This is a genomic window from Winogradskyella sp. SYSU M77433 (assembly GCF_029911945.1).
Classification (GTDB): Bacteria; Bacteroidota; Bacteroidia; order Flavobacteriales; family Flavobacteriaceae; genus Winogradskyella.
In genome coordinates, this window is the sequence record NZ_JARYTG010000004.1 from 272,367 (window position 1) to 294,812 (window position 22,446).

Sequence of the window (22,446 nt, forward strand, 5' to 3'; positions counted from 1 at the left end):
ATATATTACTGAAAATTTAAGGATTGTTTTCTTTATAATTTTAAAATAATAAAATTATAGCACTATCTATAAGCTTTCCCTTACAGATATATTCCATGAAATTCTAATTCAAAAGGTTTTTTAATTGACTTTACGGTCAGAAGTTTTTCTAGGTCAAATTCTTTCCATTCTACAGATTCAGTATTATTATTAGAAAAATTTCCTTTAGTTATTTTCATTTTTTTTGTTAGAAAATCAATACTGTAGTCTGTTGTTTCACCGCTTGCTCTGTGTGCTTCGTTTGATTCATATCCGATTAATGCAAAATCATTATTTTGAAAGCGAAATCTATATTTGTGATTTGACATACTCCAACTTCCTGCACTATACCAAAATCTAAAATTAATGTCCAAGATTCCCTTTTTATTAATACTGAAGCCTTCAAGTGGTTCATCCATTGTTGGTGAGTCTCTAAGGATTATAAAATCTTCGGAGACTAATTTCTTCCTGAAAGCACCAGATTCTGTTCCGAAATAAATAGCTAGTATTCTTGGGTTAAGGTCAATAGTATCTGTCCCAAGCCCTTCATTTAATTTAATATTTTCTTTAGTAGTTTTTTGAATAGCAAAAACCAAGTCAGAAATTCCATCTTTGTTTAGATCTCCTGTAGTAGAGTCTAGTAGTTTCCAATTATGAGGAATTATTTTTTCAAGAGTTTTTCCTTTATTAGGCATTATTAATTCACTTTGTCCAAAACTGGCTATAGAAATTAAAACTGTAAATATTGTCAGTGATTTTATCATTTTTTAACTTGATTACAATAATAGTATTTGAGTGTTTTTTTAGTGATTTTTTTTTAATCCTAAAATTAATCAATGTTGTAATATAAATGGCCTGCTCATTTTTTAACATCAATAAAATCCTCACCAAACCTAATAATACCGTTAGTGATGTTAATCTTTATTTTATTAGGATTTACCTCCTCTCCTATTAACATCATTTTAGAACGTTCCTTTTTTCTGCTTGGTGGAATTTCTGTTATAATATCTCCCCAATAATGTACAGTATTATATCCGTAAGTTTCTATAAAAAAACTGGACTTTTCTGGGAAAAACAAATTAATCTCTGAATAGTCTGATTCCATTTTAAATTCCTTAAAATCTTGAGAGAAATTATGAAACCAGAACTTACTATTAAAGTCCACGATTCTTACATTTCCTGCTATTTCACCTATTTTTACATCACTAAACTCAGTATCAATATTTACACTTTTTAATTGTGCTACTTGTACTTCATCTGCATGTGTAAATTTATAACTACCACCTTCTAAAACGTTTGCTCTAAAACTTCCGTTTACCACATCAAGTACATTTAGAGGGTTCTCTATGTTTTGAAACTTTAGACTTGAATGTCTGGTATTCATAACCAATTGATTTTTTAAATCATTTTGAAAAGTTAAACTAGAGTTTTCTGCCATTATTTTTAGCATAATTTCAGGAGGTAATTTTATAGAAAATTTGGTCTTTAAAATCTTCACATTGTTGGTGTTGATTTTTCTCTTATTTCCTTTATCATCTAATTCTCTTAGATTTTTTAAATACTCCTTAATACTTTTACCTCTAGAGCTACTGTTTATAGCTAAAAAATACTGTTTAGACTTTCTAAATTTTCGATTTGTTTCTTCTTTAAAATTTATAAAATCGCCTTCAAACGTTATTCCATAAAGTGTTTCTAGACTATACGAGATATCACTTTTAGCTTCACTACCACTAGTTTTAAACTCTAAAATTCCATTTACAATTTGGACTTCTGTTTCAATCTCATTCAACTTACTTTCCAACTCTTTTTTTGAATAGTTTTCAAATTCTAAAGTGTAATCGAAATGCACTTTATCATCTTCAGACTCAGAAAATTCTACGTAAGTGCCATTGAGTTGAAGATTTATAGACTTTAAATTCTTAGCATCATAACTTTTCTTAAAAATTTCCTTGACTTGCCCGAAACCCATTGCTGATGTGATGAGCGTCAGCAATAGAAGCTTAAATTGATTTTTCATTCTGCTCGTTTTTTTGATTTAAAATTTTGATGTGTTCTTGTATGTCTTTTAAAATTTGAAGTCGTGTTTGCAAGTTTTCCACCAAATCCTCTACGACTAAAATATTATTGGAATCGTTTTTAAACTGCTCTGAAATTATTTGATAATCGTCATCCAAAGCCTTTAGCCGTTTTTCAAATCTTGTAATAAGAACCTCATCATCTGCAATGGCTATAAAGTTTTCCCATTCTGTATTAATTTCCTTTAAATACTTATCCTCTACGGCTTCAACTTGAGCTATCATCGGAGAAATCTCTTCGGTTGGTTGGTTATAAAACAAACTGAATCCAACAGTTAATGCAACGATGGCTACAGCGGCAATTTTCAACCATAAATAGCTTACCTTTTTAGTGTCTTTTTGCGCATTTAACTTATCCAAAAAATCTTTTCTATGATTTTTTGGAAGTGTTTTCAATTCTTCTTCCGCTTTAAAAAATTCTCTAATATCTTGCTGCATTGTACTTCGGTTTTAAAAGTTCTTGTAACTTCAATTTTCCTCTCCTTAAATGTGTTCTAGACGTTTTGACTGGTATGTCTAATATTTCTGAAATTTCAGAGTGATCGTAACCTTCTATGAGATATAATTTTACTACTACTTTGTGATTTTCACTAAGCTGTTCAACAGCCTTTAAGATGTCATTTTTGGTTAAATTGCTATCAAAATTCCAATCATCTTCATCTACAATTTTCAATTCTGAAACTTCTATATCATTAAATTGCAGTTGATTTTTTCTTAAAACATCTAAACATTGATTGATAATAATCCGCTTTAACCAAGCGCCAAAAGCCGCTTCTGGCCTATAGCTTTCTATATTTAAAAACGCCTTTAAAAATCCATCTTGCATCGCGTCTTTCGCATCTTCTTCATTACCCAAATAACGACATGCAACTGTAAACATAGCTTTAGCATAAAGGTCATAAATCTGCATTTGGGCAACTTGATTTCCTGTTTTGCAACGTTCTATTAAACTTTGATGTTGGTGATGCATTTGATTAGTTAGTGGTTTCTATTTTAAAAAACGATAAAAACTTAGAAGGGTTTCATTTTTTTTGAAAAAAGATTAAAATTAATTGATTATGCCTAAATTAGGGTAAAAATAACCAACCCACATGAGCCAAGATTACAATAATCCTGCGTTTAAAAAATTATTAGTAAAACTACAGGAAGAAAGCTGGCAACTAGAATTATTGATTTCTGGTTTTGCCATTTTTGGTTTGTTTTCGGCATATCCAACGCTACAAGTGGCTTCAAAAGCTGCTCAAAATGACAATAATACTCAGTTCACTATTTTCTTATTTATAGCATTAGCTGCCTGTTCTATATTAATTTTCAATCTCTTGCTCCATGTCCTTTTACGTGGTTTATGGATTGGTGCATTGGGCTTGCGCTACGTTTCTGGTGATATTGATTATGAAAAATTAAATTACGGTAAAAAGTTTTCAGGATACTTAAAAAAGAAAGTCGGATCGTTTGATCGTTACATTGCCAGATTAGAAAACTATTGTAGTGTTATTTTTGCGATCTCATTTCTATTAATCTTTTACGTTCTTGCATTTGCTTTAATCTTTACAATCATTGGCTTAATAATAAGTTTAATGATTGACGGAAATGACTCAAGTTCTGTACTTCTATGGATTGGAATTCCGCTATTAATATTCATGATTATTGGGATGTTCCTCACCTTTTTTGACTTTTTATCTCTCGGTTTATTAAAAAAGAAAAATTGGATTAGTAAACTATATTTCCCATTTTATTGGGTGTTTAGCTTTATAACACTTGCCTTTTTATACAGACCTTTAGTTTACAACTTCCTAGATAACAAATTTGGCAAAAGATTGAGTTTTCTTTTGGTTCCTGTCTATTTTGCGTTGTTAATGATTACAACTTTGAATTATAATCATTCGAACTATTTTGAATTTGATGAGAACTCCAACAGCTTTGTCGCTAATTCTTACAATTATGAAAGTGAACTTATTGACGAATCTGACTTTATTGAAGATATCGCTATAAATAGTAAAGTTATTTCTGAGCCCTACGTAAAAGTCTTTATTGTTTTTGATGATTATATAGAAGATGAACTTTACAAGTTTAACCCAAAACTAAAACCAGAGTCTGATGATAGAGGCATAAAGTCGAAATTTATCATTATAAATGGCAATAAACTCTCTGATAACAAAACTTTACAAAAGGACTATTTAAAGACTTTTAACTCAATTTATTCCGTAAAAATTGATTCCACTCATTTTGATTCTGAGTTTGTTCTTGGAAAAACCACTAAAAATCAAAAAGGGTTTGAAACCTACATTGGAATAAAAAACCTTAATGAAGGTAAACATCAAATGAAAGTTATTAGAAAACGAATCAAAAAATCGGACACAACTTCTGTGCTAGATGCCAATATTCCTTTTTGGTATTATCCTGATTAAAAAAGTACTTTTTTATTGAAATAATTCTTTAGCAAAGGAACTTGCACTCCAACCATAATCGCTAATAAAACCAAAGAATACATCATCGTTTTAGAGGAGTTAACAGATAAATTTTCAAAAGGATTGAACGCTAATTTTGAGAATTCAATTTTTTTCAACCACTCGCTATTTACCACAGGATCTTTTAAATAAACATAAGCAACCAAAGCACCTAAGCTACAAAACACCATATACCAAACATATTTAGGAATCAATGGTTTGTAAACCGTAACTTTAGAGTTAGAGATGGCTTCAACCTTAGACATTACATTTGTTGTAAAATCTATAGAAGGTTGTTCTAAACGATCTACAGACATTAACTTATCTACTAATTCTTCTATTTTTTTATCATCCTTTTCCATCGTTCAAACTGTTTTAGGTTGAAAATACTGTTCTAAAATAACCGCCAACTTTTTTCGTGCTCTATAGAGCTTTACTTTAACAGTGTTGGCTTCAACATTTATAATTTTAGAAATTTCTTCTAAAGATAACTCTTCAAAATAAAACAAAGTTAATAACGCACTACTATCTTCGGGTAGCTTGTCTATACATTGTCTTATTAAAGTATTCTTTTCTTTTGTAATTAAATTCTCTAAGGCGTTGTCTATAGTATCTAATTTATTGAATGTGTAATCGTCTATAGCAACATCACTCTGATGTTTTTTATTCTTTTTTATACGATCTAAACACGTATTGTAGGTGACTTTGTAAATCCATGTTGAAAATTTTGAATCCCCTTTAAACCTATTTAAAGATCTAAAAACCTTTACAAAGGTATCTTGAGCTACTTCCTCTGCCTCTTCTCTATGCTTAAGCATTCGCAACGCCAAAGTAAATACTAAATCCTTATAGCGATCAACTAATGTTGCATACGCTTTAGTATCGCCATTTTTAATAGCGTCGATTAATATTTGTTCGTTGTTGGTGGTCATTTTGTATTTAAGACGACTATAATCTTAATAAGGTTACACTTGCACAAAAATTTTTTTTCAAAAAAGTGTAACCTAAATCAAAAAGCTGTCGTCATAGATTAAAAACAAATAAAATTAATCAATTAAAAAACAAACATTATGGAAGAGATTCTAATACCAATCAGTTTATTTCTAGCGATTTTCGGAATCGTTTATCTTTATTTTTCCACCAGAAATAAAGAACGTTTAGCCTTAATAGAAAAAGGTGCTGACGCTAGTATTTTTAATATTGGCAAAAGATCTGGATCTGCCTGGAAAGTTGTAGTACTAAACCTAGCATTTCTATTAATGGGTATAGGTTTAGGCGTATTTATTGCACATATCTTAGAAACTTACACAAGCTTAAACGATGGTACGGTTTATCCTGCAATGATTTTCTTAATGGCAGGACTAGGACTTTATGTTGGCTATACACAGACAAAAAAAGCTTTAGACGACTAAGAAAAAAGAACTTTCAATCAATCAAAATCATTAAAACGTCTCTGTAAAAAAGAGGCGTTTTTTTGTGCTTACAACTCATGTAATTATAGAATAATTTGCCATGCTGAATTAATTTCAGCATCTTTAGTTCAATTAAATTTCAATTTTAAAGTCGATAAAATTTTAACTCGATAGTTTTAAGCCATAAAAGCGACACAAGAAATTGAATAATTACAATAAAATGTACAAATACCTACTCATACTTTTATTTTCCCAACTGAGCTTTTCCCAAATCACAGTTTTAGACAGCATAAGCAAATTTCCTGTAAGTTATGCTACAGTTTCCTTTGGTAACGGTAATGGAATTTTTGCCGATGATGAAGGCAAATTTTACTTCACAAAAAAATTATATCCAGATATTGATTCGCTCTTCATTTCAGCCATAGGCTTTAAGGATTTGAATATTGCTACTGAAAACCTATCTCAAACGCTTCTACTTCAACCAGAAGCTCATGAATTGGATGAAGTTTTACTGGGAGTCACACTAGATCGAAAATTTAAAGAAGAAACGCTAAAACCGTACTTAGACGACGATTATTATAATTGCTGGTTACCTACAATTGAGTCTGAAATTGCAGTGTATTTTCCAAAAACTACAGAACAAGACCAAGAAATTAAAACAGTAACCTTTCCTATTGCTTTAGAATCTAAAGATTGGAACAAACGCAAACGTTCTAATAGTGAAAAGAAAAAGTTTTCAACCTTATTTAAAGTGAAGTTTTACAACAGCACTGATGGCGTTCCTGGAAAAGTCCTTACCTATGAAACCATTGTTTTTAGAGCTACCGAAAAAAATGGAGACTTCTATGAACTTAATGTTGATGATTATAATATCTACGTTCCTGAAAACGGCTTTTTTGTATCGATACAAGTATTAGGCTATACAGATACTTCTGGAAAATTATTACCAAACAAAAAATATAAAGAGATAAAATCTAGAGATGGAAGCGTTGTAAAAATACCGACCAACTTTAGGCCATTATTACCTTTTACGGACGAAATGGATAATAAAAACACGTACATAAAACGTGTTTTTATCAATGGAAATAATTGGTTACGATTTGATAATGGCAACGGATTTAAATCTAGTTTATTAGACAAGAATTTGTTCAACTATGGTATTGGCATCACTTACAAAACCTACAAGGATGAATGAACCTATAGGATTATATATCATGGCAGCTATGTATGTTTTAGCTGGTGTAATGCATTTTGTAAAACCAAAAATGTATATGCGTATTATGCCTAGATATTTACCAAACCATAAAGCTTTGGTTTTTTGGAGTGGGATTGCAGAAATATTACTTGGCGTTGCGTTGTGTATTCCTACACTTAAGGTAATAGCTATTTATGGCATTATCGCTATGCTTTTAGTATTTCTTTTGGTCCACTTTTATATGCTTAGCAGTAAAAAGGCTGCTGCAGGAATACCTAAATGGATTTTAATTTTACGAATTCCACTTCAGTTTTTATTGATGTATTGGGCTTGGGTTTATTTGGGTTAGGCGTATTTTAAACATATCATTTTATTTTCAAAAGTTTTTTATGCAAAGTTTCTGAAATCAACAATAGATTAAGATATGGTTCATCAATATACTTTTTGAAAGTTTCAATTTCATATTGATGGATTTTAGACTTAGTTTCAGTAATAGATTCCGAAACTATTAGAATTTTAAAATATTCAACCCATTTTTCATTTATATTTTTTTCATCAATTTCAGGAAATACTGAACACTTTTCTGATATAACTCCAAAAGCCCATGAAAGATAATTCACACAATTAAAAAGCCTCAAGTAGTTTTTGAAGCTATAATCTATTTTTTCAAAAGCATGCACCATATTATGTCTATTAAATGGATCGTCTAAAATTTCGGAATTTCTAGTATCAAAATATAAATTATTGTTCAAATAATCATTTAATTGTTTTATCCAAAGTTTAAAATATTCTCTGTGCTTTATTAATACTTGTTTCTGTTGGTTTTTATCGTAAAAGTAAACATTGTCTGTTTCTGAAAATGAAGTCTTTATTTTATCTTCATATTCGTTTGACATTTCCATGAATGCTTTTGAGCTAAGTTCTGACATTTTAATTATGCGCTTTGCATTTTCGCCCCTTTTAGAAATCAAATAACTCCTAAGGACACCTTCATTTACAGGAAGTAATAAGCTAATTGCTCCTGAAAAATCTTTTTGTATACAGAGTATTACAGATTCTTCTATCTGAGTCTTAAATGTATTCAAATAAGGTCTTTTCCTATAAAATCCTTCGATAAAAGTAATAGTCAATTTTAGGTCAAGAAACTTTTTAGCAAATCTTTCAAATATTTTCTCTTCAATAAAATTATCATCTTCATTTTCTAATAATTTTTCAAAAAAAGTAATTTCAAAACCTTGACTATATGGATGTACGAAAACCCAATTATACTTACATAATTTAGAGTTTAATTTATCTATACGAACAACAAGTTCTAATTCCCTTTCTATATGCTTAATAGCTTCTCTAAAATTTAATGAATGTTTAATCATATATTCTATTCCACCTCAAAATCAAAAAATGTTTTAGGAAAAGGCTCCCAACGTAACGTAAAATGCCACCATTCTTTAGGATAGTTTCTAAAATTATGTTTTAGCATTACGGTTTGTAATAATTGTCGGTTTTGCTTTTGCTCTTCAGTAATATTTGAATAGTCTACCCAAGATTGTTCTCCAAAAAAATCAAACGGACTACCCATATCCAAAGGTTCACCTGTTTCGCCATCAGCAATGGTTAAATCTAAAGTACTCCCTCTACTATGTCCAGATTTTGAAGCAATATAACCAGAATTGAATAGATTTTGCTTTTTAACCTTTGGGTAAAAATCCGACTTCATTAATGTATCGTCTAGCACTTTTGCCCAACGTACAAAATGGTTCACAGCACGTTGTGGCCTATAACCATCATAAACTTTTAAACATAAGTTTTGTGTCTGCAATTCATCTTGAACTAACTTTAGTTTTTCTGCTGTTACTTTAGTAATTATAAGCGTATTGGCATTATAACCATCTATTGTATCTCCAACAAAATTATAGCTTCCAAAATAGCGAAGCTCTACATCTAAATCAGGAATAATGTTCTTGGCATACACAAAACCTTCGGGCAAATCTTGCTTCTGCTCAAAACCTAAAGTTAAGACCGCTGAAGCAATCAGGAAAAAGAGAATTTTATTTTTCATAATGAAGTACTAATTTAGAGAAAAATTATCCTATGGACCTGTTTTCTGATGAGAAACAATTTTTTAATCTTCCAAATGCTGAATTGATTTATGTGCCTAACTTCTTTACCAAAGAAAAAGCCGACAACTATTTTAAAATCATAAATTCCGAAACCAATTGGCAACATGATGATATTACCGTTTTTGGCAAAACCTATAAACAACCAAGGTTAACTGCCCTTTTTGGAGAATCTAATCAAACTTATAGCTACTCAAATATCACAATGTATCCCAATCCTTTTACTGCAACATTGAACGATATAAAGCAAAAGGTTGAAGGTTTTTCAAATTATCATTTCAACACATTACTGATTAACCTTTATCGTAATGGAAACGACAGCAATGGTTGGCATGCAGATAATGAAAAAGAATTAGGTAAAAATCCTGTAATTGCTTCGGTTAGTTTTGGTGAAGAACGTCCTTTTCATTTTAAACACAGAACCATTAAAACTGAGCGTCACAAGTTACTATTACAACACGGTAGTTTATTGCTTATGAAAGGCAAAATGCAACATTATTGGCTACACCAAATCGCTAAAACAAAACGACAAATACAACCTAGAATTAACCTTACATTTAGAAGTTTGGTTAAGGTCTAAAAACAAAAAACCGAGATCCCTCAATCTCGGTTTTTCTTAATTTGCTTTTTATTATGTAAGTAGATTTAGGGTCTCTAAGTCAACACAACATAATGCAAATATTAATTAATTAATCCATTGAACTAAAAACTAAATTTTAGTACGAGTCAAATATAAAATTAGGTTTTAAATTCAACGCTAAAAAACACATTTAATCGATGAAATACATTTAATTTTAACATTTTTAGATGAAATCATGCATTTCAACGATAAAATGCAAGTTAAAATTTAAATAAGTACACCTCAATTCTCTTTAAAATTTCCTATAAAGTTTTACGTTTAAACATTATCATTTAATTTTAATTCGGATTTAAAAAATAAAAAATGAAACAGTACTTAATCTTCTTATGTATTATTTGGTCATCCATTATTATAGGACAGGAAAAAAGTTATTCTGAAAAAGATATATCAATTTCTAAATGGATAGATGGAACTTTGCTAGTACCATCAGAAGTTGAAAAGCCTAGTTTAGCCATTATTATTGCTGGCTCAGGTCCTACAAACAGAGATGGCAATCAGAACTTTGTTAAAAATAACTCGTTAAAAAAGCTAGCCGAAAGTCTTACTAATAATGGTATTGCATCATTTAGATATGATAAGCGAATCGTAAAACAAATTCGACAAGGCAATGTTGATAAAGATATAATGTTTAATGATTTTGTTAATGACGCTTCAGATGTTATAGACTATTTTAAAACATCAAATGATTTTGCAAAAATCTATGTTATAGGCCATAGCCAAGGAAGTTTAGTAGGTATGATAGCCGCAAAAGAAAAAACTGATGGATTTATATCCTTAGCTGGTGCTGGAAATAATATTGGTGATGTTTTAGTTGAGCAAGTCACAAAAATGGCACCTAAACTTGGAGAGGAAGCACAACGCGTAGTTGACACATTAAAAAATGGGAAAACAACAACCGACTACCCTCCTGCTCTTGGATCATTATTTGGACCAGACTTACAACCATTCATGATTAATTGGATGACATATAACCCTACTGAAGTTATTGAAAGCTTAAAAATGCCTGTACTTATTATTAATGGTACAAAAGACCTGCAAGTTTCTGAAGAAGAAGCTAAACTATTAAAAGAAGCGAATGAAAATGCCGAGTTAAAAATTGTAGAAAACATGAATCACGTATTATTTATTATAGAAGGTGATGATTTAGAAAACTCTAAATCCTATAACGAATCTTTTAGACCAATTTCTGAAGAGCTTATTGTAAGTATCACGGATTTTATCAAAGAATAATCTACAGAACACATTACTAAATAAAAAAAGCATCTCAAAATTGAGATGCTTTTTTATTAACTAACCAACCAAAATGTAATGTCGCGATTTGTAGTGTTGTTACTATCGTAACTCTCGCTGTAACCATTACACTTTTACACATACAATACCCATGCCAAACTTTATTTTTTCTAAATCTGTAACAAAATTTTTGATTTGGATACTAATTATATAAATTATATCTTTATGATATCATTTTAATATCAATATAAATTATTAAATGATTAACCAATTAAATTTAGAACTCATGAAAGAAGAGAAAATTATTGTTCCGGCTAATGGCTACTTAATGCTATTTTTATTTTTAATATTATTCTTTGGAAGCATTGCGCTTATTCCAATTACAATGACTGGCTGGTCTGTATTTGGTATTGTTGGCGCAATAATACTTGCCTTTGGTTTTTTAATGGTGCAACCTAACGGATCACGCGTTTTATTGCTATTTGGCAAATACGTTGGTACTGTAAAAAAGAATGGGTTTTATTGGGTAAACCCATTTTACACTAAAAAGAAAATTTCGCTTAGAGCCAGTAATTTTGATAGTGAACGTCTCAAAGTAAACGACAAACTTGGCAACCCAGTTATGATAAGCACCATTTTGGTTTGGCGTGTTCAAAACACCTACAAAGCAGCTTTTGACGTTGATAACTACGAAAACTTTGTTAGAGTACAAACTGATGCTGCGGTTCGTAAATTGGCAAGTATGTATCCTTATGATAATTTTGCAGATGAAGGAGTAGATGAAGACATTACATTACGCTCTAGTGTAAATGAGGTTAGCGAAGCTTTAGAAAGAGAAATTGATGAACGGCTTACCATTGCTGGTATTGAAGTTCTAGAAGCTAGAATAGGTTATTTAGCTTATGCTAACGAAATTGCAAATGCCATGCTAAAACGCCAACAAGCTACTGCCATTGTTGCTGCTAGACATAAAATTGTTGAAGGTGCTGTAAGTATGGTAGAGATGGCGATTGAAGAACTCAATAAAAAAGACGTTGTTGTTTTAGATGAAGAACGCAAAGCCGCTATGGTAAGTAATCTTATGGTTGTACTTTGTGGTGATAAAGACGCTTCTCCAGTTGTTAACACAGGAACCTTAAGCCATTAAAATGAAAGAATATAAAGTTATAAAACCAAAATTAGGTTGGAGAAGCCAAACCGAAAAGTTGGAGGAACTGTTAAATAAATATGCCAAAGAAGGATGGCGATTGTTAGAAATTACACCGAATCAGCATATGATTTCCTTCATTGTTTTTGAACGTGATAAAAATAGATAATGAGAATTTTTAAAGAAGAGCAACGCTTTACCCAATTATGGATTATAGTACTTATCGTTTCAAGTACTATAGTCCCAATTGGCATATATCTAAATGAATATTTAAAAGATCCTTCAAAACATTCTGTTGGTGAGTTAATGATTTTTATGAGTTTAATGATAGCTGCTCCTTGTTTTATCTTTATTTTCAAACTTACCACTAGGATTGATGACTTTGGGATTCACTATAAGTTTTTCCCTTTTTATCTTAAATTTAAAACGATACCTTGGAAAGACATTCATAAAATCTATATCAGAACTTACGATCCAATTGGTGAATATGGTGGTTGGGGTTTAAGAGGTGGTTTTTTCTGGAAAAAAGAGAAAGGCAAAGCCATTAATGTTTCAGGTGATATTGGTATACAGCTCGAATTAAAAGATGGCAAAAAATTACTCATTGGCACTCAAAAACAAAGTGAAGTTGAAGCGGTTCTTTCATATTATAAAACACAAACAATACAAACTAACGATGTCTAAGAAAAAAGCATTTGCATTACGAATCAATGAAGATATGCTAAAAGCTGTTGAAAAATGGGCTGCAGACGAATTTCGCAGTACTAACGGCCAGATAGAATGGATGCTAATGCAATACCTTAAAGAGCACAATAGACAACCAAAAAAGAAAGATAATCCAAAGGGTGAAAAGTGATCAGAAATGATCACTTTTTTTATGCGCTATTAATTTGGTATTTTGCAGAGTCTAAACTAACACTTATATGAATCAACCTGTATTTTCTAACGACGCTATTGTATTTGGTTTACTCATGGTAGCCTTAGGTTTTGTCTTTTTTACAGAATCTAAAAAATCTGGATTTTGGTATAAATTTTACCGTATAATACCAGGATTACTAATGTGCTATCTTATTCCTGCTATATTCAACTCTTTTGGTTTAATATCAGATGAAATATCTCAAACTTATTTTATAGCAAGCCGTTATTTATTACCTGCTTCATTAGTTTTATTAACCTTAAGTATCGACTTAAAAGCCATTTTTAATTTAGGTTGGAAAGCTTTAGTTATGTTTTTTACAGGAACTATTGGAATTATTATTGGTGGACCGTTAGCCATATTACTAATTTCTACTTTTTCACCAGAAACCGTTGGTGGTATTGGTCTTGATGCCACTTGGAGAGGTTTAGCCACTTTAGCTGGAAGTTGGATTGGTGGTGGAGCCAACCAAGCTGCAATGTTAGAAATTTATGAGTTCAATCAAGAACTTTATGGAGGAATGGTACTTGTAGATATTGTCGTTGCTAACATCTGGATGGCTATTATTTTACTAGGTATCGGTAAACGCAAAAAAATTGATAATTGGCTAAAAGCTGATAACTCAGCTATAGATGACCTTCAAAATAAAGTACAAGCTTTTAGCGAAAAAGTGACCAGAAATCCTAGCGTACCAGACTTAATGATTATTCTAGCATTCGCTTTTGGTGCTGTTGGTATTGCCCATTTTGGTTCAGAACATATTTCCACTTATTTAAAAGATACATTTGATGCTGTTGGAAATCCTAAAAGTGCTTTATCATCATTCGGAAGTAGTTTCTTTTGGTTAATTTCTATTGCTACTCTAATAGGTGTTTTATTATCCTTTACTAAAGCTAAAAATTTTGAAGGTGCTGGTGCAAGTAAAGTTGGTAGTGTTTTTATCTATATTCTTGTAGCTACTATTGGTATGAAGATGGACTTAGGAAAAATTCTTGATAATCCTGGTTTAATACTTATTGGTCTTGTTTGGATGGCAATCCACGCCGGATTATTAATCTTAATAGCTAAATTAATAAAAGCTCCTTATTTCTTTTTGGCCGTTGGAAGTCAGGCTAACGTTGGTGGTGCAGCTTCAGCTCCAGTAGTAGCAGCAGCATTCCACCCATCATTAGCAACTGTAGGTGCCTTATTAGCTGTCTTTGGCTATGTTGTTGGAACCTATGGAGCTATTCTTTGTGCAGAGTTGATGAAAATTGCTGCTGGAGGTTAGTAATTTTTAATCTAAAATATGATATTTGCGCACCAATTTTTAAATTTTAAAATGAATAAATACACTAAACATTTAAGCCTTGTAATTTTAGCCCTATTAATGATGGCTTGCTCTAAAGACTCGGACAAAAACTTTACTTTAAAAGGGACTGTGAAAGGTTTAAAAAAGGGAGTTGTTTACCTTCAAAAAGATGGTGATTCTTCTGTAATAGATTTAGATTCCATGAAAATTTCTGGCGAATCAGAATTCACTTTGCATACTAATTTAGAAGAACCTCGTCTACTTTATTTAAAGCTTTTTAAAAATGATGGTGAAGAACATTACATCCCATTTTTTGCAGATAAAGGACTTACAGAAATCAATACATCTTTGAAAAATTTCAATTTTGATGCTGAAATTTCAGGTTCAAAACAACAAGAGGTTTTAGAAGAATACCTTGATATTATGGATGGTTTTAAAAATCAAAATTTAGACCTGATAGAAGCTAGTTTTTTAGCTCAAAGAGATAATGATAGTTTGGTTATAGATTCATTAAACCGAAAAGCCGATCAACTGGTAAAACGCAAATACTCATTTACAATTCAATATGCTTTAAATAATAGAGATAGCGAAGTAGCACCATATTTAGCTGTTTATGAAATTCCTGCAGCCAATCCTAAGTTTATTGATTCCATTTACAATAGTTTAACTGAGCCTGTTAAGAGTTCTCTTTATGGAAAGCAGTTAGGAGATATGATTTCGAAACGAAATTCTGTAGAATAACTTTTGTCATTCTGAATTTATTTCAGAATCTAAACAATCCTATATAAAAAAAATCCAATCTTATTCAGATTGGATTTTTTATTTTTTAGAGCCGATGGAGGGACTCGAACCCACGACCTGCTGATTACAAATCAGCTGCTCTAGCCAGCTGAGCTACATCGGCGAATTGAGAGCGCAAATTTAAACTAGAAATTTAAATTTGCAAATCAATTTATTTTAATTTGTTGATTTTTTCAATAAGATCTTTTCCTTTAGACTCAAGATCATTATTTATAGCCTTAAAGTGTGCCTGTTTATTTTCAACACTTCTATCGTTTACACGTGCTATAAGCTCATCAAAAGTAGCTATAGCTTCGTCAATAATAGCTTCACTTTCTTTTGTAGGTTTCTGCGCATTAGCTAACTCCCAAACATAAACTGCTTCTATAATATCACCTAAAACGTAGTTTATATCCTTTTTTAAATCTCTTTTATTCGCCATAATTCGTAAAATTTATTTGTGCAAAAGTACTAAATCCTTTTAGTTATTTAATCTAATTTATTTTGAAGTTTTCTAAATATAAACTTGTAACAATTTAGCATAGCCTGACCTTAATTTGTATGTCTCTATGGCAGCAGGAACAAGAATAGTTTCTCCTTTTGATATTGTTTCTTTGAAATTATCATTTGATATTTCTACTTCACCATCTACACACATATAAATCATGAAAGAATCCTGCTTGTTTTTAATTTCCATTGAAGCATCTAACTCTAAAAAGTTAGTAGTAAAAAAAGGACAATCTACCATCTCATTCACTTTATTTTTAGAGGTTTTGTAAGATACTCTAAAGTCATCTTTCATATCAAAATTAAAAGCATCAATGGCTATATCGTTATGCAGTTCTCTTTCATTACCATCTGCATCTACTCTATCCCAATCGTAAACGCGGTATGTAACGTCACTTGTTTGTTGAATTTCTGCTAGTAAAACTCCTGCTCCTATTGCATGTACTCTGCCTGCTTCTATAAAATAAGTATCTCCTTCTTTTACTTTATCAAAATTCAATATTTGAGTTAGTGTTTTTTCTTCAAGATGTTTGAGGTAGATATCTTTATCTACTTTTTGGTTAAAACCAACAATAAGATTAGCATCGTTATCAGCCTGCATCACATACCACATTTCAGTTTTTCCGAAGGAATTATGACGTGCTTTTGCAAGCTCATCATCTGGATGCAATTGAATACTTAAATCTTGCTTAGCATCGATAAATTTTATTAAGAGTGGAAAGTTTTTACCAAAGCGTTTAAGGTTTTTACTTCCTAATATTTGAGCACCATTAGTATCTAAAAGTTCTTGAAGAGATTTACCTTGTAACTTCCCATTTGCAACTAAAGAAACATCTCCAGGAACAGCACTTATCTCCCAACTTTCTCCTAAACTTTTCGATTTAGAATTTTTATTGAAATGTTGATGAAGCTTCTCTCCTCCCCAAATTTTATCTTTTAATATGGGCTGAAACTTTAAGGGATATAATTGGCTTTTCATATTAACTACTCTCCAGAATACGTTACAAAATTACGAGGAGTTTCATATAACGTAATTTCTAAATGAAACTTTTCATCCAACTTTGCTTTTATTTTATTGTAAATAACAACGGCTATATTTTCTGCGGTTGGATTCAAATCCTTGAATTCAGGAACTTCAACATTTAAATTTTTGTGATCGAAGGCATCTTCTATTTCAGATTTTATAATGTCTTTTAAAATCTTTACATCTATGACATATCCGGTTTCTGGATCAATGTCTCCCGTAACGCTAGCAATAAGTTCGTAATTATGTCCATGAAAGTTAGGGTTATTACACAGACCAAACACTTCATCATTTTTCTCAAAGCTCCAATCTTTTCTATAAAGCCTGTGAGCTGCATTAAAATGTGCTTTTCTATGTACCGTTACTTTCATGAGTTATTCACGTTTATAAATTCATAAAATTTTTCGAAAATAATCTTGAACCAAGCTGTGTATAATTCAGGTTGATTTTTTATATCTTCTTTCACATCGTCTAAAGACATCCACTTCCAAGCTGCTACTTCATCTTCATTAATATTTGGCTTGTCATTAAAATAGCCTATTAAAATATGATCGTATTCATGCTCTGTTAATCCATTATCAAATGGTGCTTTGTAAATGAAAGATGTGGTTTCTTCTAAATCCGTTACAAATCCCATTTCCTCCTGTAATCTGCGCATACCTGCTTCAATATTAGATTCTCCTTCACGTTGATGGCTACAACAAGTGTTAGTCCATAAACCTGGTGAATGATACTTGTGCATAGCACGTTGCTGAATCATTAATTCGTTATTATCATTGAATACAAATACTGAAAAAGCACGATGCAAAAGGGCTTTTTCGTGCGCTTCCATTTTGGGCATTAATCCTATCGGATTATCATTTTCATCTACTAGAATAACTTGTTCTTCTGTCATGCAGCAAAATTAACATCTATAGCTTTAAAAATGCTAAAGGATTTCATAAAAATAGCCGTTTAAAATTTAAACGGCTATTTAATCTCTTATTTATATTTATGGATTATTGCTTATCGTCGCATGTTTTTCCATTAATACCTGTAATTATAAATTCACTACGTCTATTTAACTGATGTTCTTCTTCTGAACAACTAGACTCACTGCTAGGCTCGCATCCACAATCGTTTACCAATCTAGACTCTCCATAACCTTTTGCTGTAAGACGCTCTGCATCGATACCTTTATCAATTAAATATTGACGTGTAGACTGCGCTCTTCTTTCTGAAAGTTTTTCATTGTAAGAAGCTGGTCCTCTACAATCTGTATGACTACGAATATCGATATTCATAGTTGGGTATTTGTTCAATACAGCTAACACTTTTTGAAGTTCTATCTCAGCATCATATCTAATATTTGACTTATCAAAGTCGAAATATATAATTGGAATGTCTAATATCTTAGCTAAATCATCACAAGGTGAAATTTCCTGAACATCCTTTTCTAACAATAACTGAATAGTTAAATCTTGTTTCTTTGTTGGTGTTGTAAAACGTTTTTCATCACCAGTATAAGTTTCCTTTTCTCCTCTGATTAAATATTCCATTCTACAACCCGCTTCTAATTCAAAAGAACCATCAGTACCAACAGTTTTACGTTCTATTTCTGTTCCTTCTGCATCAAATAGAACAACTGAAGCATCGGCTATTGGTTCCATTGTTTTTTTATCTAAAACAGTTCCTGCAATAAGCTGTGTACATTCTGTAATTTCAAAAGTGTAAATATCATCACTTCCTTTACCTCCTTCTCTGTTAGAGCTGAAATACACACGTTTAGTCACCAGGTTTTCATAATAGCCAAAATCATCTCCTGAACTATTTACTGGCTTGCCTACATTCTCAATTGGGAAATTACGACTATTACTAGTTTCTACTATTTTATCTAAACCTTCAGATTTGAAAACATCCAATCCACCTAAACCAGGGAAACCTGTAGATGAATAATATAAATCACCATTTGTATTTATAAAAGGAAACGTTTCTTGCCCTTCTGTGTTTATAGAAGACCCTAAGTTTTCTGGTTCGCCTAATGTACCATCATCATTAACATCGACTACAAAAATATCGGACTGACCGTAAGTTCCTGGCATATCTGAAGCAAAATATAATCTGCTTCCTGTTAGGTTTAACGTTGGATGAGCAACACTGTAATCTTCGCTATTAAAGTGTACTTTATGTATTTCTCCCCAAGTACCATCGTCTTGAAGTTTTGCTCTGTATAATTGAAGTCTGTTAATTCCTGTATCGTCTTCCTTATATTTTAGTCTGTAGAAATTATTTCTTGTGAAAAACATATACTGTCCATTCGGTGAAATTACAGCGCTAGACTCATGAAATTTAGTATTAACATCACCTTCTATTTCGTTGACTTCACCAAAACTACCATCTTCAGTTTTTTCAACCGAATACAAATCTAAATACGGTTCTTCGTTCCATCTATATTTACGTCCACCTCCTCTTGCAGATGCGAAAACAACTCCATTTTCGTATTCTATAGTACCGAAATCTGAAAATTCTGTATTGATATCTAGGTTTACAACTTCAATATCATCTCTACTTAAATCTTCTATTGTGGCTTTATAATCTACTTTAGACATAAAGGCTCTTCCTCTTAAATCCTCTGGTTTAAGCTCATTGAATTTTTTCATCCAAACGTCTGACTCCTCATATTTTTGGATACCTTTTAGAGCTAAAGCATATCTGAAATAATATTCTGGATCAATAACTTCTCCCATAGCCATTAACTCACCATACCATTTTGCAGCATCTTTCATTTCATTTCTGAAATAATAAGAATTACCTAACTTCTGAAATAAGTCTACAGACTTGTAGCCTTTATTTGCTACTTCTAACAAGACTTCGCTAGTTTTAACATATGCAAAATCTCTATAGTCGTCCTTTACACTTTGAATTTTTCCATTCTGAGCGAAAACAGTAGAAGAAATTGCGATGAAAAAAGTAAATAATGTATATCTTAAATTTGCTTTCATAGTCATATTTTTAGAAGAAACGAGGTGATAAAATTCTACCCATTCTTTTAACTTCAAATCTTAAAGTTATTTCGTGAGTACCACTATTGTAATTATTTAATCCTGTTGTAGTCATATCGTAACCATAACCAACAAACATGCCAGGTGTTACCTGAAAACCAGCTAGTGCACTTACAGAGTCATCCCATCTCCAAGCTAAACCAAGCGTTATTTTCTTTTGAATCCAAAGGTTAGCAGAAACATCTGCAATTAAAGGCGCACCTGAAACTCCCTTAACAAGAAAAGCAGGTTTAAGTTCTGTAGTTTCACTAAGATTAAATACATAACCACCTATAGCGTAAAAATGCATACGTTCTGTGGCTACTGATTCTTGAAAATCATCGTAATGATCTGTCTCAATAAAATTAGGAACTGCCAAACCAAAATACCATTTACGTGTGTGCATGTACAAACCAGCACCTATCATCGGAGAGGTTAAATTCAAATTTTGATTAAATGCAACATCTGGATCTCTGTATATACCTTTACTCCAATCTGTATTCAGAAAATGAACACCTCCTTTAACACCAAAAGATAATTTGAGATCATTAGCATTTAATGGAATAGTATAAGAAAAATTAGCGTCTACAAAAGTTTCTGTGGCTGGCCCTAAAGCATCACTCACAATATTTAATCCTAAACCTACACGCTCATTGCGCAAAGGAGAATGGATACCCAAAGATTGTGTCTGTGGTGCTCCATCAATACCAACCCATTGCGATCTATGAAGGCCCACCACACTCAATGTTTCTCTTTGTCCTGCATAAGCTGGGTTAACACTTAATGTGTTATACATATAATGCGTATACTGAGGATCTTGCTGTGCAAAACTTTCAACGCTAATTAGTATGAATACTAAAACAACTAATCCTTTTATTATTGATGACTTATGTATCATTTTAATATATTTTATCTTCAGTATTAATTAGTTTTTTCTGTTTATATACAACCATCCTACTCTAGGATCTGAACCATCACCTAGATCTAATACATAGTAGTATGTACCAGCAGGTAAATTATCAGAATCCTTTACAACAGCTCTACCATTTGTAGTTCCGCTCCAATCGTTTAGATAACCTCTAGTACTGTAAACCATATTACCCCATCTGTTGTAAACTTCTAGTTTATTGTCTGGGAAACGCTCTAAACAATCTATAACAAATGTTTCATTAACACCGTCGCCGTCTGGTGAAAATTCGTTGTAGATAGTTAAACAGATAGGATCTACTTCAGCACTATCTTCATCATTTCCAATGTTAACATCGTTACCACCTACAGAACTTTGTACATAAGCAATATTTAAATAGTCACCAAACCCTAATACTTCTACAGTAACTTGTAGTATTTCCACTTGATCTGGATCTAATTGAGCAATAGTCCATTCACCAGTGATATCAGAGTATGAAATATTACCATTAGTTGCTATATGATTTACATAAACATATCCGCTTGGTATTTGTTCACTAATTACAATATCTGTTGCTGTTACATTTCCAATATTTGCTATCTCAACAGTAAACGTTACTTCATCACCAACAACTGGTTCAAGTTCATTTACCTCTTTGCTAACTTCTAAATCATAAATTGAGTTAACCAATGTTACTGTTGGATCATCTGGAATACCATCACCATTACTATCTATATCACTAGGATTATTTGGGTCATCACTGATATCAACTATATCATCAGAAGGATTATTTAAATCTCCTCGAGGTGCTTCACTACTCACTGTAGCCGAATTAGTAACACTACCTATATCTAAATCTTCTTGAGTAATTATGTATGTTGCTGTAAATGTTGTGCTGTCTATTTCGCCCGGTAATAACTGAGCTATTGGACCACCCGTTAACATTAAACCTGGCAATACATCTTGAACTTGAATATTAGTCAAGGTTACATTTCCTGTGTTTTCAACAATAAAGACATACGATATTTCATCACCTAAACTTCCTGCTATACCATCTCCATTAGTGTCTTCAAGTTCCAATGTAGTTTTTAGTAAACTAATACTTGGATCTGATATGATGATAATCTCAGTTGGGTCGTCTTCAGTATTACCGTCTGTATCATCACCATCATCACTAATATCACTAACAGTAGTATCTGATGGACTGTTTCCTTCAGTGTATACACTATTACTGAATCCACCTGCATCAATTGCATCTTGCTCAATAATGTATGTTGCAATATAAGTTGCGGTTTCATCTACTTGTAATATGCCTTCAATACTTCCTGCATCTGCACTATCAAATACTGGACCAGATGACAATGTTAAAGCATTACCTAATACATCTTGGAAAGTATCAACAATACTAACATTATCTAGAGTAACATTTCCAGTATTCATAACTGTAATTGTATATGTTACTGTGTCTCCTAGACTTGCACCAGCTGGAGCAATATCATCTGTTATAGAAGCTATTTTAACCACCTCTATGTTAGGATCTTCTAGAATTATTACTTCTGTAGCATCGTCTTCAGTATTACCGTCCGTATCATCATCATCGTCACTGACATCATCAACATTTGTGCCTTCTGGACTTTCTCCACTGGCCAATACGCTGTTGCTGATTGATCCACTATCTACTGATCCTTGCTCGATGACATAGGTTGCTGTATATGTGGCCGTC

General features: G+C 31.8%; 27 protein-coding genes and 1 tRNA gene. 12 read left to right on the top strand and 16 right to left on the bottom strand.

Annotation, left to right across the window (positions count from 1 at the left end):
• Positions 1-80: 80 nt before the first annotated feature.
• The 4 genes from QGM60_RS10025 to QGM60_RS10040 form a co-directional block, all read right to left on the bottom strand.
• Positions 81-782 carry a hypothetical protein gene (locus QGM60_RS10025; RefSeq protein WP_281140110.1) on the bottom strand — a complete coding sequence of 234 codons (702 nt, stop codon included), beginning with the start codon at positions 780-782 and terminating at the stop codon, positions 81-83.
• A 95-nt stretch (positions 783-877) separates the two neighbouring features.
• Positions 878-2,035 carry a hypothetical protein gene (locus tag QGM60_RS10030; RefSeq protein WP_281140111.1) on the bottom strand — a complete coding sequence of 386 codons (1,158 nt, stop codon included), beginning with the start codon at positions 2,033-2,035 and terminating at the stop codon, positions 878-880.
• Entirely contained in the window at positions 2,019-2,531 is a 513-nt protein-coding gene (locus tag QGM60_RS10035) for a hypothetical protein (RefSeq protein WP_281140112.1), read from the bottom strand. The genes QGM60_RS10030 and QGM60_RS10035 overlap by 17 nt, the downstream gene beginning before the upstream one ends.
• Entirely contained in the window at positions 2,515-3,063 is a 549-nt protein-coding gene (locus QGM60_RS10040) for an RNA polymerase sigma factor (protein ID WP_281140113.1), read from the bottom strand. Before QGM60_RS10040 ends, QGM60_RS10035 begins: the two co-directional genes overlap by 17 nt.
• 121 nt (positions 3,064-3,184) lie before the next feature.
• Here QGM60_RS10040 and QGM60_RS10045 point away from each other — a divergent pair, with 121 nt between their 5' ends.
• Positions 3,185-4,501 (top strand): hypothetical protein, encoded by a 1,317-nt coding sequence (locus tag QGM60_RS10045; RefSeq protein ID WP_281140114.1) that lies wholly within the window; start codon positions 3,185-3,187, stop codon positions 4,499-4,501.
• Here QGM60_RS10045 and QGM60_RS10050 read toward each other — a convergent pair.
• Both QGM60_RS10050 and QGM60_RS10055 read right to left on the bottom strand, forming a co-directional pair.
• A complete protein-coding gene (locus QGM60_RS10050; RefSeq protein WP_281140115.1) occupies positions 4,498-4,902 on the bottom strand; it encodes a hypothetical protein in 405 nt (134 codons plus the stop codon). The two genes, QGM60_RS10045 and QGM60_RS10050, sit on opposite strands and share 4 nt — an antisense overlap.
• Positions 4,903-4,905: 3 nt before the next feature.
• The gene (locus tag QGM60_RS10055; RefSeq protein WP_281140116.1) at positions 4,906-5,472 is read right to left on the bottom strand and encodes a sigma-70 family RNA polymerase sigma factor; all 567 of its coding nucleotides are present in this window, start codon (positions 5,470-5,472) and stop codon (positions 4,906-4,908) included.
• Positions 5,473-5,610: 138 nt separating this feature from the next.
• Between QGM60_RS10055 and QGM60_RS10060 the strand changes: the two genes are divergently transcribed.
• The 3 genes from QGM60_RS10060 (at position 5,611) to QGM60_RS10070 (ending at position 7,496) form a co-directional block, all read left to right on the top strand.
• Positions 5,611-5,952, top strand: a complete 342-nt coding sequence (locus QGM60_RS10060) for a DUF6249 domain-containing protein (protein WP_281140117.1) — start codon at positions 5,611-5,613, stop codon at positions 5,950-5,952.
• A 220-nt stretch (positions 5,953-6,172) separates the two neighbouring features.
• Positions 6,173-7,147, top strand: coding sequence for a hypothetical protein (locus tag QGM60_RS10065; RefSeq protein WP_281140118.1), 975 nt, complete (start codon positions 6,173-6,175; stop codon positions 7,145-7,147).
• Positions 7,140-7,496, top strand: a complete 357-nt coding sequence (locus QGM60_RS10070; protein WP_281140119.1) for a DoxX family protein — start codon at positions 7,140-7,142, stop codon at positions 7,494-7,496. The genes QGM60_RS10065 and QGM60_RS10070 overlap by 8 nt, the downstream gene beginning before the upstream one ends.
• Positions 7,497-7,512: 16 nt before the next feature.
• Here the strand turns inward: QGM60_RS10070 and QGM60_RS10075 are convergent, their stop codons facing one another.
• Both QGM60_RS10075 and QGM60_RS10080 read right to left on the bottom strand, forming a co-directional pair.
• Entirely contained in the window at positions 7,513-8,517 is a 1,005-nt protein-coding gene (locus QGM60_RS10075; RefSeq protein ID WP_281140120.1) for a hypothetical protein, read from the bottom strand.
• A gap of 5 nt (positions 8,518-8,522) precedes the next feature.
• A complete protein-coding gene (locus tag QGM60_RS10080) occupies positions 8,523-9,203 on the bottom strand; it encodes a M15 family metallopeptidase (protein WP_281140121.1) in 681 nt (226 codons plus the stop codon).
• A gap of 32 nt (positions 9,204-9,235) precedes the next feature.
• Here QGM60_RS10080 and QGM60_RS10085 point away from each other — a divergent pair, with 32 nt between their 5' ends.
• The 8 genes from QGM60_RS10085 to QGM60_RS10120 all read left to right on the top strand — a co-directional run bounded on the left by QGM60_RS10085 (position 9,236) and on the right by QGM60_RS10120 (position 15,226).
• On the top strand, positions 9,236-9,841 hold the full coding sequence (locus QGM60_RS10085) for an alpha-ketoglutarate-dependent dioxygenase AlkB (protein WP_281140122.1): 606 nt from the start codon (positions 9,236-9,238) through the stop codon (positions 9,839-9,841).
• Between the two features lie 363 nt (positions 9,842-10,204).
• Positions 10,205-11,131, top strand: coding sequence for an alpha/beta hydrolase (locus QGM60_RS10090; RefSeq protein ID WP_281140123.1), 927 nt, complete (start codon positions 10,205-10,207; stop codon positions 11,129-11,131).
• Positions 11,132-11,417: 286 nt separating this feature from the next.
• Complete coding sequence (locus tag QGM60_RS10095) at positions 11,418-12,278, top strand: SPFH domain-containing protein (RefSeq protein ID WP_281140124.1); 861 nt, start codon at positions 11,418-11,420, stop codon at positions 12,276-12,278.
• A 1-nt stretch (position 12,279) separates the two neighbouring features.
• Positions 12,280-12,447 (top strand): DUF4177 domain-containing protein, encoded by a 168-nt coding sequence (locus QGM60_RS10100; protein ID WP_281140125.1) that lies wholly within the window; start codon positions 12,280-12,282, stop codon positions 12,445-12,447.
• On the top strand, positions 12,447-12,962 hold the full coding sequence (locus tag QGM60_RS10105) for a hypothetical protein (protein ID WP_281140126.1): 516 nt from the start codon (positions 12,447-12,449) through the stop codon (positions 12,960-12,962). The genes QGM60_RS10100 and QGM60_RS10105 overlap by 1 nt, the downstream gene beginning before the upstream one ends.
• A complete protein-coding gene (locus tag QGM60_RS10110) occupies positions 12,955-13,134 on the top strand; it encodes an Arc family DNA binding domain-containing protein (protein WP_281140127.1) in 180 nt (59 codons plus the stop codon). Before QGM60_RS10105 ends, QGM60_RS10110 begins: the two co-directional genes overlap by 8 nt.
• A gap of 67 nt (positions 13,135-13,201) precedes the next feature.
• Positions 13,202-14,464 carry a DUF819 family protein gene (locus QGM60_RS10115; protein ID WP_281140128.1) on the top strand — a complete coding sequence of 421 codons (1,263 nt, stop codon included), beginning with the start codon at positions 13,202-13,204 and terminating at the stop codon, positions 14,462-14,464.
• Between the two features lie 51 nt (positions 14,465-14,515).
• Positions 14,516-15,226 (top strand): DUF4369 domain-containing protein, encoded by a 711-nt coding sequence (locus tag QGM60_RS10120; RefSeq protein WP_281140129.1) that lies wholly within the window; start codon positions 14,516-14,518, stop codon positions 15,224-15,226.
• Between the two features lie 89 nt (positions 15,227-15,315).
• Here the strand turns inward: QGM60_RS10120 and QGM60_RS10125 are convergent.
• The 8 genes from QGM60_RS10125 to QGM60_RS10160 all read right to left on the bottom strand — a co-directional run.
• Positions 15,316-15,389 (bottom strand) — tRNA-Thr (locus QGM60_RS10125).
• Positions 15,390-15,437: 48 nt separating this feature from the next.
• Entirely contained in the window at positions 15,438-15,707 is a 270-nt protein-coding gene (locus tag QGM60_RS10130) for a hypothetical protein (RefSeq protein WP_281140130.1), read from the bottom strand.
• A 72-nt stretch (positions 15,708-15,779) separates the two neighbouring features.
• Entirely contained in the window at positions 15,780-16,751 is a 972-nt protein-coding gene (locus QGM60_RS10135; RefSeq protein WP_281140131.1) for a type I phosphomannose isomerase catalytic subunit, read from the bottom strand.
• Positions 16,752-16,756: 5 nt separating this feature from the next.
• Positions 16,757-17,167 (bottom strand): 6-carboxytetrahydropterin synthase, encoded by a 411-nt coding sequence (locus QGM60_RS10140; protein WP_281140132.1) that lies wholly within the window; start codon positions 17,165-17,167, stop codon positions 16,757-16,759.
• Positions 17,164-17,691 carry an isopentenyl-diphosphate Delta-isomerase gene (gene idi / locus QGM60_RS10145; protein ID WP_281140133.1) on the bottom strand — a complete coding sequence of 176 codons (528 nt, stop codon included), beginning with the start codon at positions 17,689-17,691 and terminating at the stop codon, positions 17,164-17,166. The genes QGM60_RS10140 and idi overlap by 4 nt, the downstream gene beginning before the upstream one ends.
• Before the next feature lie 103 nt (positions 17,692-17,794).
• Positions 17,795-19,777 (bottom strand): OmpA family protein, encoded by a 1,983-nt coding sequence (locus QGM60_RS10150; protein ID WP_281140134.1) that lies wholly within the window; start codon positions 19,775-19,777, stop codon positions 17,795-17,797.
• Between the two features lie 10 nt (positions 19,778-19,787).
• The gene (locus QGM60_RS10155; protein ID WP_281140135.1) at positions 19,788-20,714 is read right to left on the bottom strand and encodes a type IX secretion system membrane protein PorP/SprF; all 927 of its coding nucleotides are present in this window, start codon (positions 20,712-20,714) and stop codon (positions 19,788-19,790) included.
• A 27-nt stretch (positions 20,715-20,741) separates the two neighbouring features.
• The coding region (locus QGM60_RS10160; RefSeq protein ID WP_281140136.1) for a gliding motility-associated C-terminal domain-containing protein at positions 20,742-22,446 on the bottom strand (1,705 nt) is incomplete at its 5' end.

What these genes read in the sequence shown, in the direction of transcription:
- QGM60_RS10090 (WP_281140123.1), top strand. Translation starts at nt 10,205, where the DNA reads ATGAAACAGTACTTAATCTTCTTATGTATTATTTGGTCATCCATTATT.
- QGM60_RS10075 (WP_281140120.1), bottom strand. Translation starts at nt 8,517, where the DNA reads ATGATTAAACATTCATTAAATTTTAGAGAAGCTATTAAGCATATAGAA.
- QGM60_RS10040 (WP_281140113.1), bottom strand. Translation starts at nt 3,063, where the DNA reads ATGCATCACCAACATCAAAGTTTAATAGAACGTTGCAAAACAGGAAAT.
- QGM60_RS10100 (WP_281140125.1), top strand. Translation starts at nt 12,280, where the DNA reads ATGAAAGAATATAAAGTTATAAAACCAAAATTAGGTTGGAGAAGCCAA.
- QGM60_RS10085 (WP_281140122.1), top strand. Translation starts at nt 9,236, where the DNA reads ATGGACCTGTTTTCTGATGAGAAACAATTTTTTAATCTTCCAAATGCT.
- QGM60_RS10150 (WP_281140134.1), bottom strand. Translation starts at nt 19,777, where the DNA reads ATGAAAGCAAATTTAAGATATACATTATTTACTTTTTTCATCGCAATT.
- QGM60_RS10110 (WP_281140127.1), top strand. Translation starts at nt 12,955, where the DNA reads ATGTCTAAGAAAAAAGCATTTGCATTACGAATCAATGAAGATATGCTA.
- QGM60_RS10135 (WP_281140131.1), bottom strand. Translation starts at nt 16,751, where the DNA reads ATGAAAAGCCAATTATATCCCTTAAAGTTTCAGCCCATATTAAAAGAT.
- QGM60_RS10060 (WP_281140117.1), top strand. Translation starts at nt 5,611, where the DNA reads ATGGAAGAGATTCTAATACCAATCAGTTTATTTCTAGCGATTTTCGGA.
- QGM60_RS10120 (WP_281140129.1), top strand. Translation starts at nt 14,516, where the DNA reads ATGAATAAATACACTAAACATTTAAGCCTTGTAATTTTAGCCCTATTA.
- QGM60_RS10155 (WP_281140135.1), bottom strand. Translation starts at nt 20,714, where the DNA reads ATGATACATAAGTCATCAATAATAAAAGGATTAGTTGTTTTAGTATTC.
- QGM60_RS10030 (WP_281140111.1), bottom strand. Translation starts at nt 2,035, where the DNA reads ATGAAAAATCAATTTAAGCTTCTATTGCTGACGCTCATCACATCAGCA.
- QGM60_RS10025 (WP_281140110.1), bottom strand. Translation starts at nt 782, where the DNA reads ATGATAAAATCACTGACAATATTTACAGTTTTAATTTCTATAGCCAGT.
- QGM60_RS10045 (WP_281140114.1), top strand. Translation starts at nt 3,185, where the DNA reads ATGAGCCAAGATTACAATAATCCTGCGTTTAAAAAATTATTAGTAAAA.
- QGM60_RS10130 (WP_281140130.1), bottom strand. Translation starts at nt 15,707, where the DNA reads ATGGCGAATAAAAGAGATTTAAAAAAGGATATAAACTACGTTTTAGGT.
- QGM60_RS10080 (WP_281140121.1), bottom strand. Translation starts at nt 9,203, where the DNA reads ATGAAAAATAAAATTCTCTTTTTCCTGATTGCTTCAGCGGTCTTAACT.
- QGM60_RS10105 (WP_281140126.1), top strand. Translation starts at nt 12,447, where the DNA reads ATGAGAATTTTTAAAGAAGAGCAACGCTTTACCCAATTATGGATTATA.
- idi (WP_281140133.1), bottom strand. Translation starts at nt 17,691, where the DNA reads ATGACAGAAGAACAAGTTATTCTAGTAGATGAAAATGATAATCCGATA.
- QGM60_RS10140 (WP_281140132.1), bottom strand. Translation starts at nt 17,167, where the DNA reads ATGAAAGTAACGGTACATAGAAAAGCACATTTTAATGCAGCTCACAGG.
- QGM60_RS10095 (WP_281140124.1), top strand. Translation starts at nt 11,418, where the DNA reads ATGAAAGAAGAGAAAATTATTGTTCCGGCTAATGGCTACTTAATGCTA.
- QGM60_RS10065 (WP_281140118.1), top strand. Translation starts at nt 6,173, where the DNA reads ATGTACAAATACCTACTCATACTTTTATTTTCCCAACTGAGCTTTTCC.
- QGM60_RS10035 (WP_281140112.1), bottom strand. Translation starts at nt 2,531, where the DNA reads ATGCAGCAAGATATTAGAGAATTTTTTAAAGCGGAAGAAGAATTGAAA.
- QGM60_RS10050 (WP_281140115.1), bottom strand. Translation starts at nt 4,902, where the DNA reads ATGGAAAAGGATGATAAAAAAATAGAAGAATTAGTAGATAAGTTAATG.
- QGM60_RS10070 (WP_281140119.1), top strand. Translation starts at nt 7,140, where the DNA reads ATGAATGAACCTATAGGATTATATATCATGGCAGCTATGTATGTTTTA.
- QGM60_RS10055 (WP_281140116.1), bottom strand. Translation starts at nt 5,472, where the DNA reads ATGACCACCAACAACGAACAAATATTAATCGACGCTATTAAAAATGGC.
- QGM60_RS10115 (WP_281140128.1), top strand. Translation starts at nt 13,202, where the DNA reads ATGAATCAACCTGTATTTTCTAACGACGCTATTGTATTTGGTTTACTC.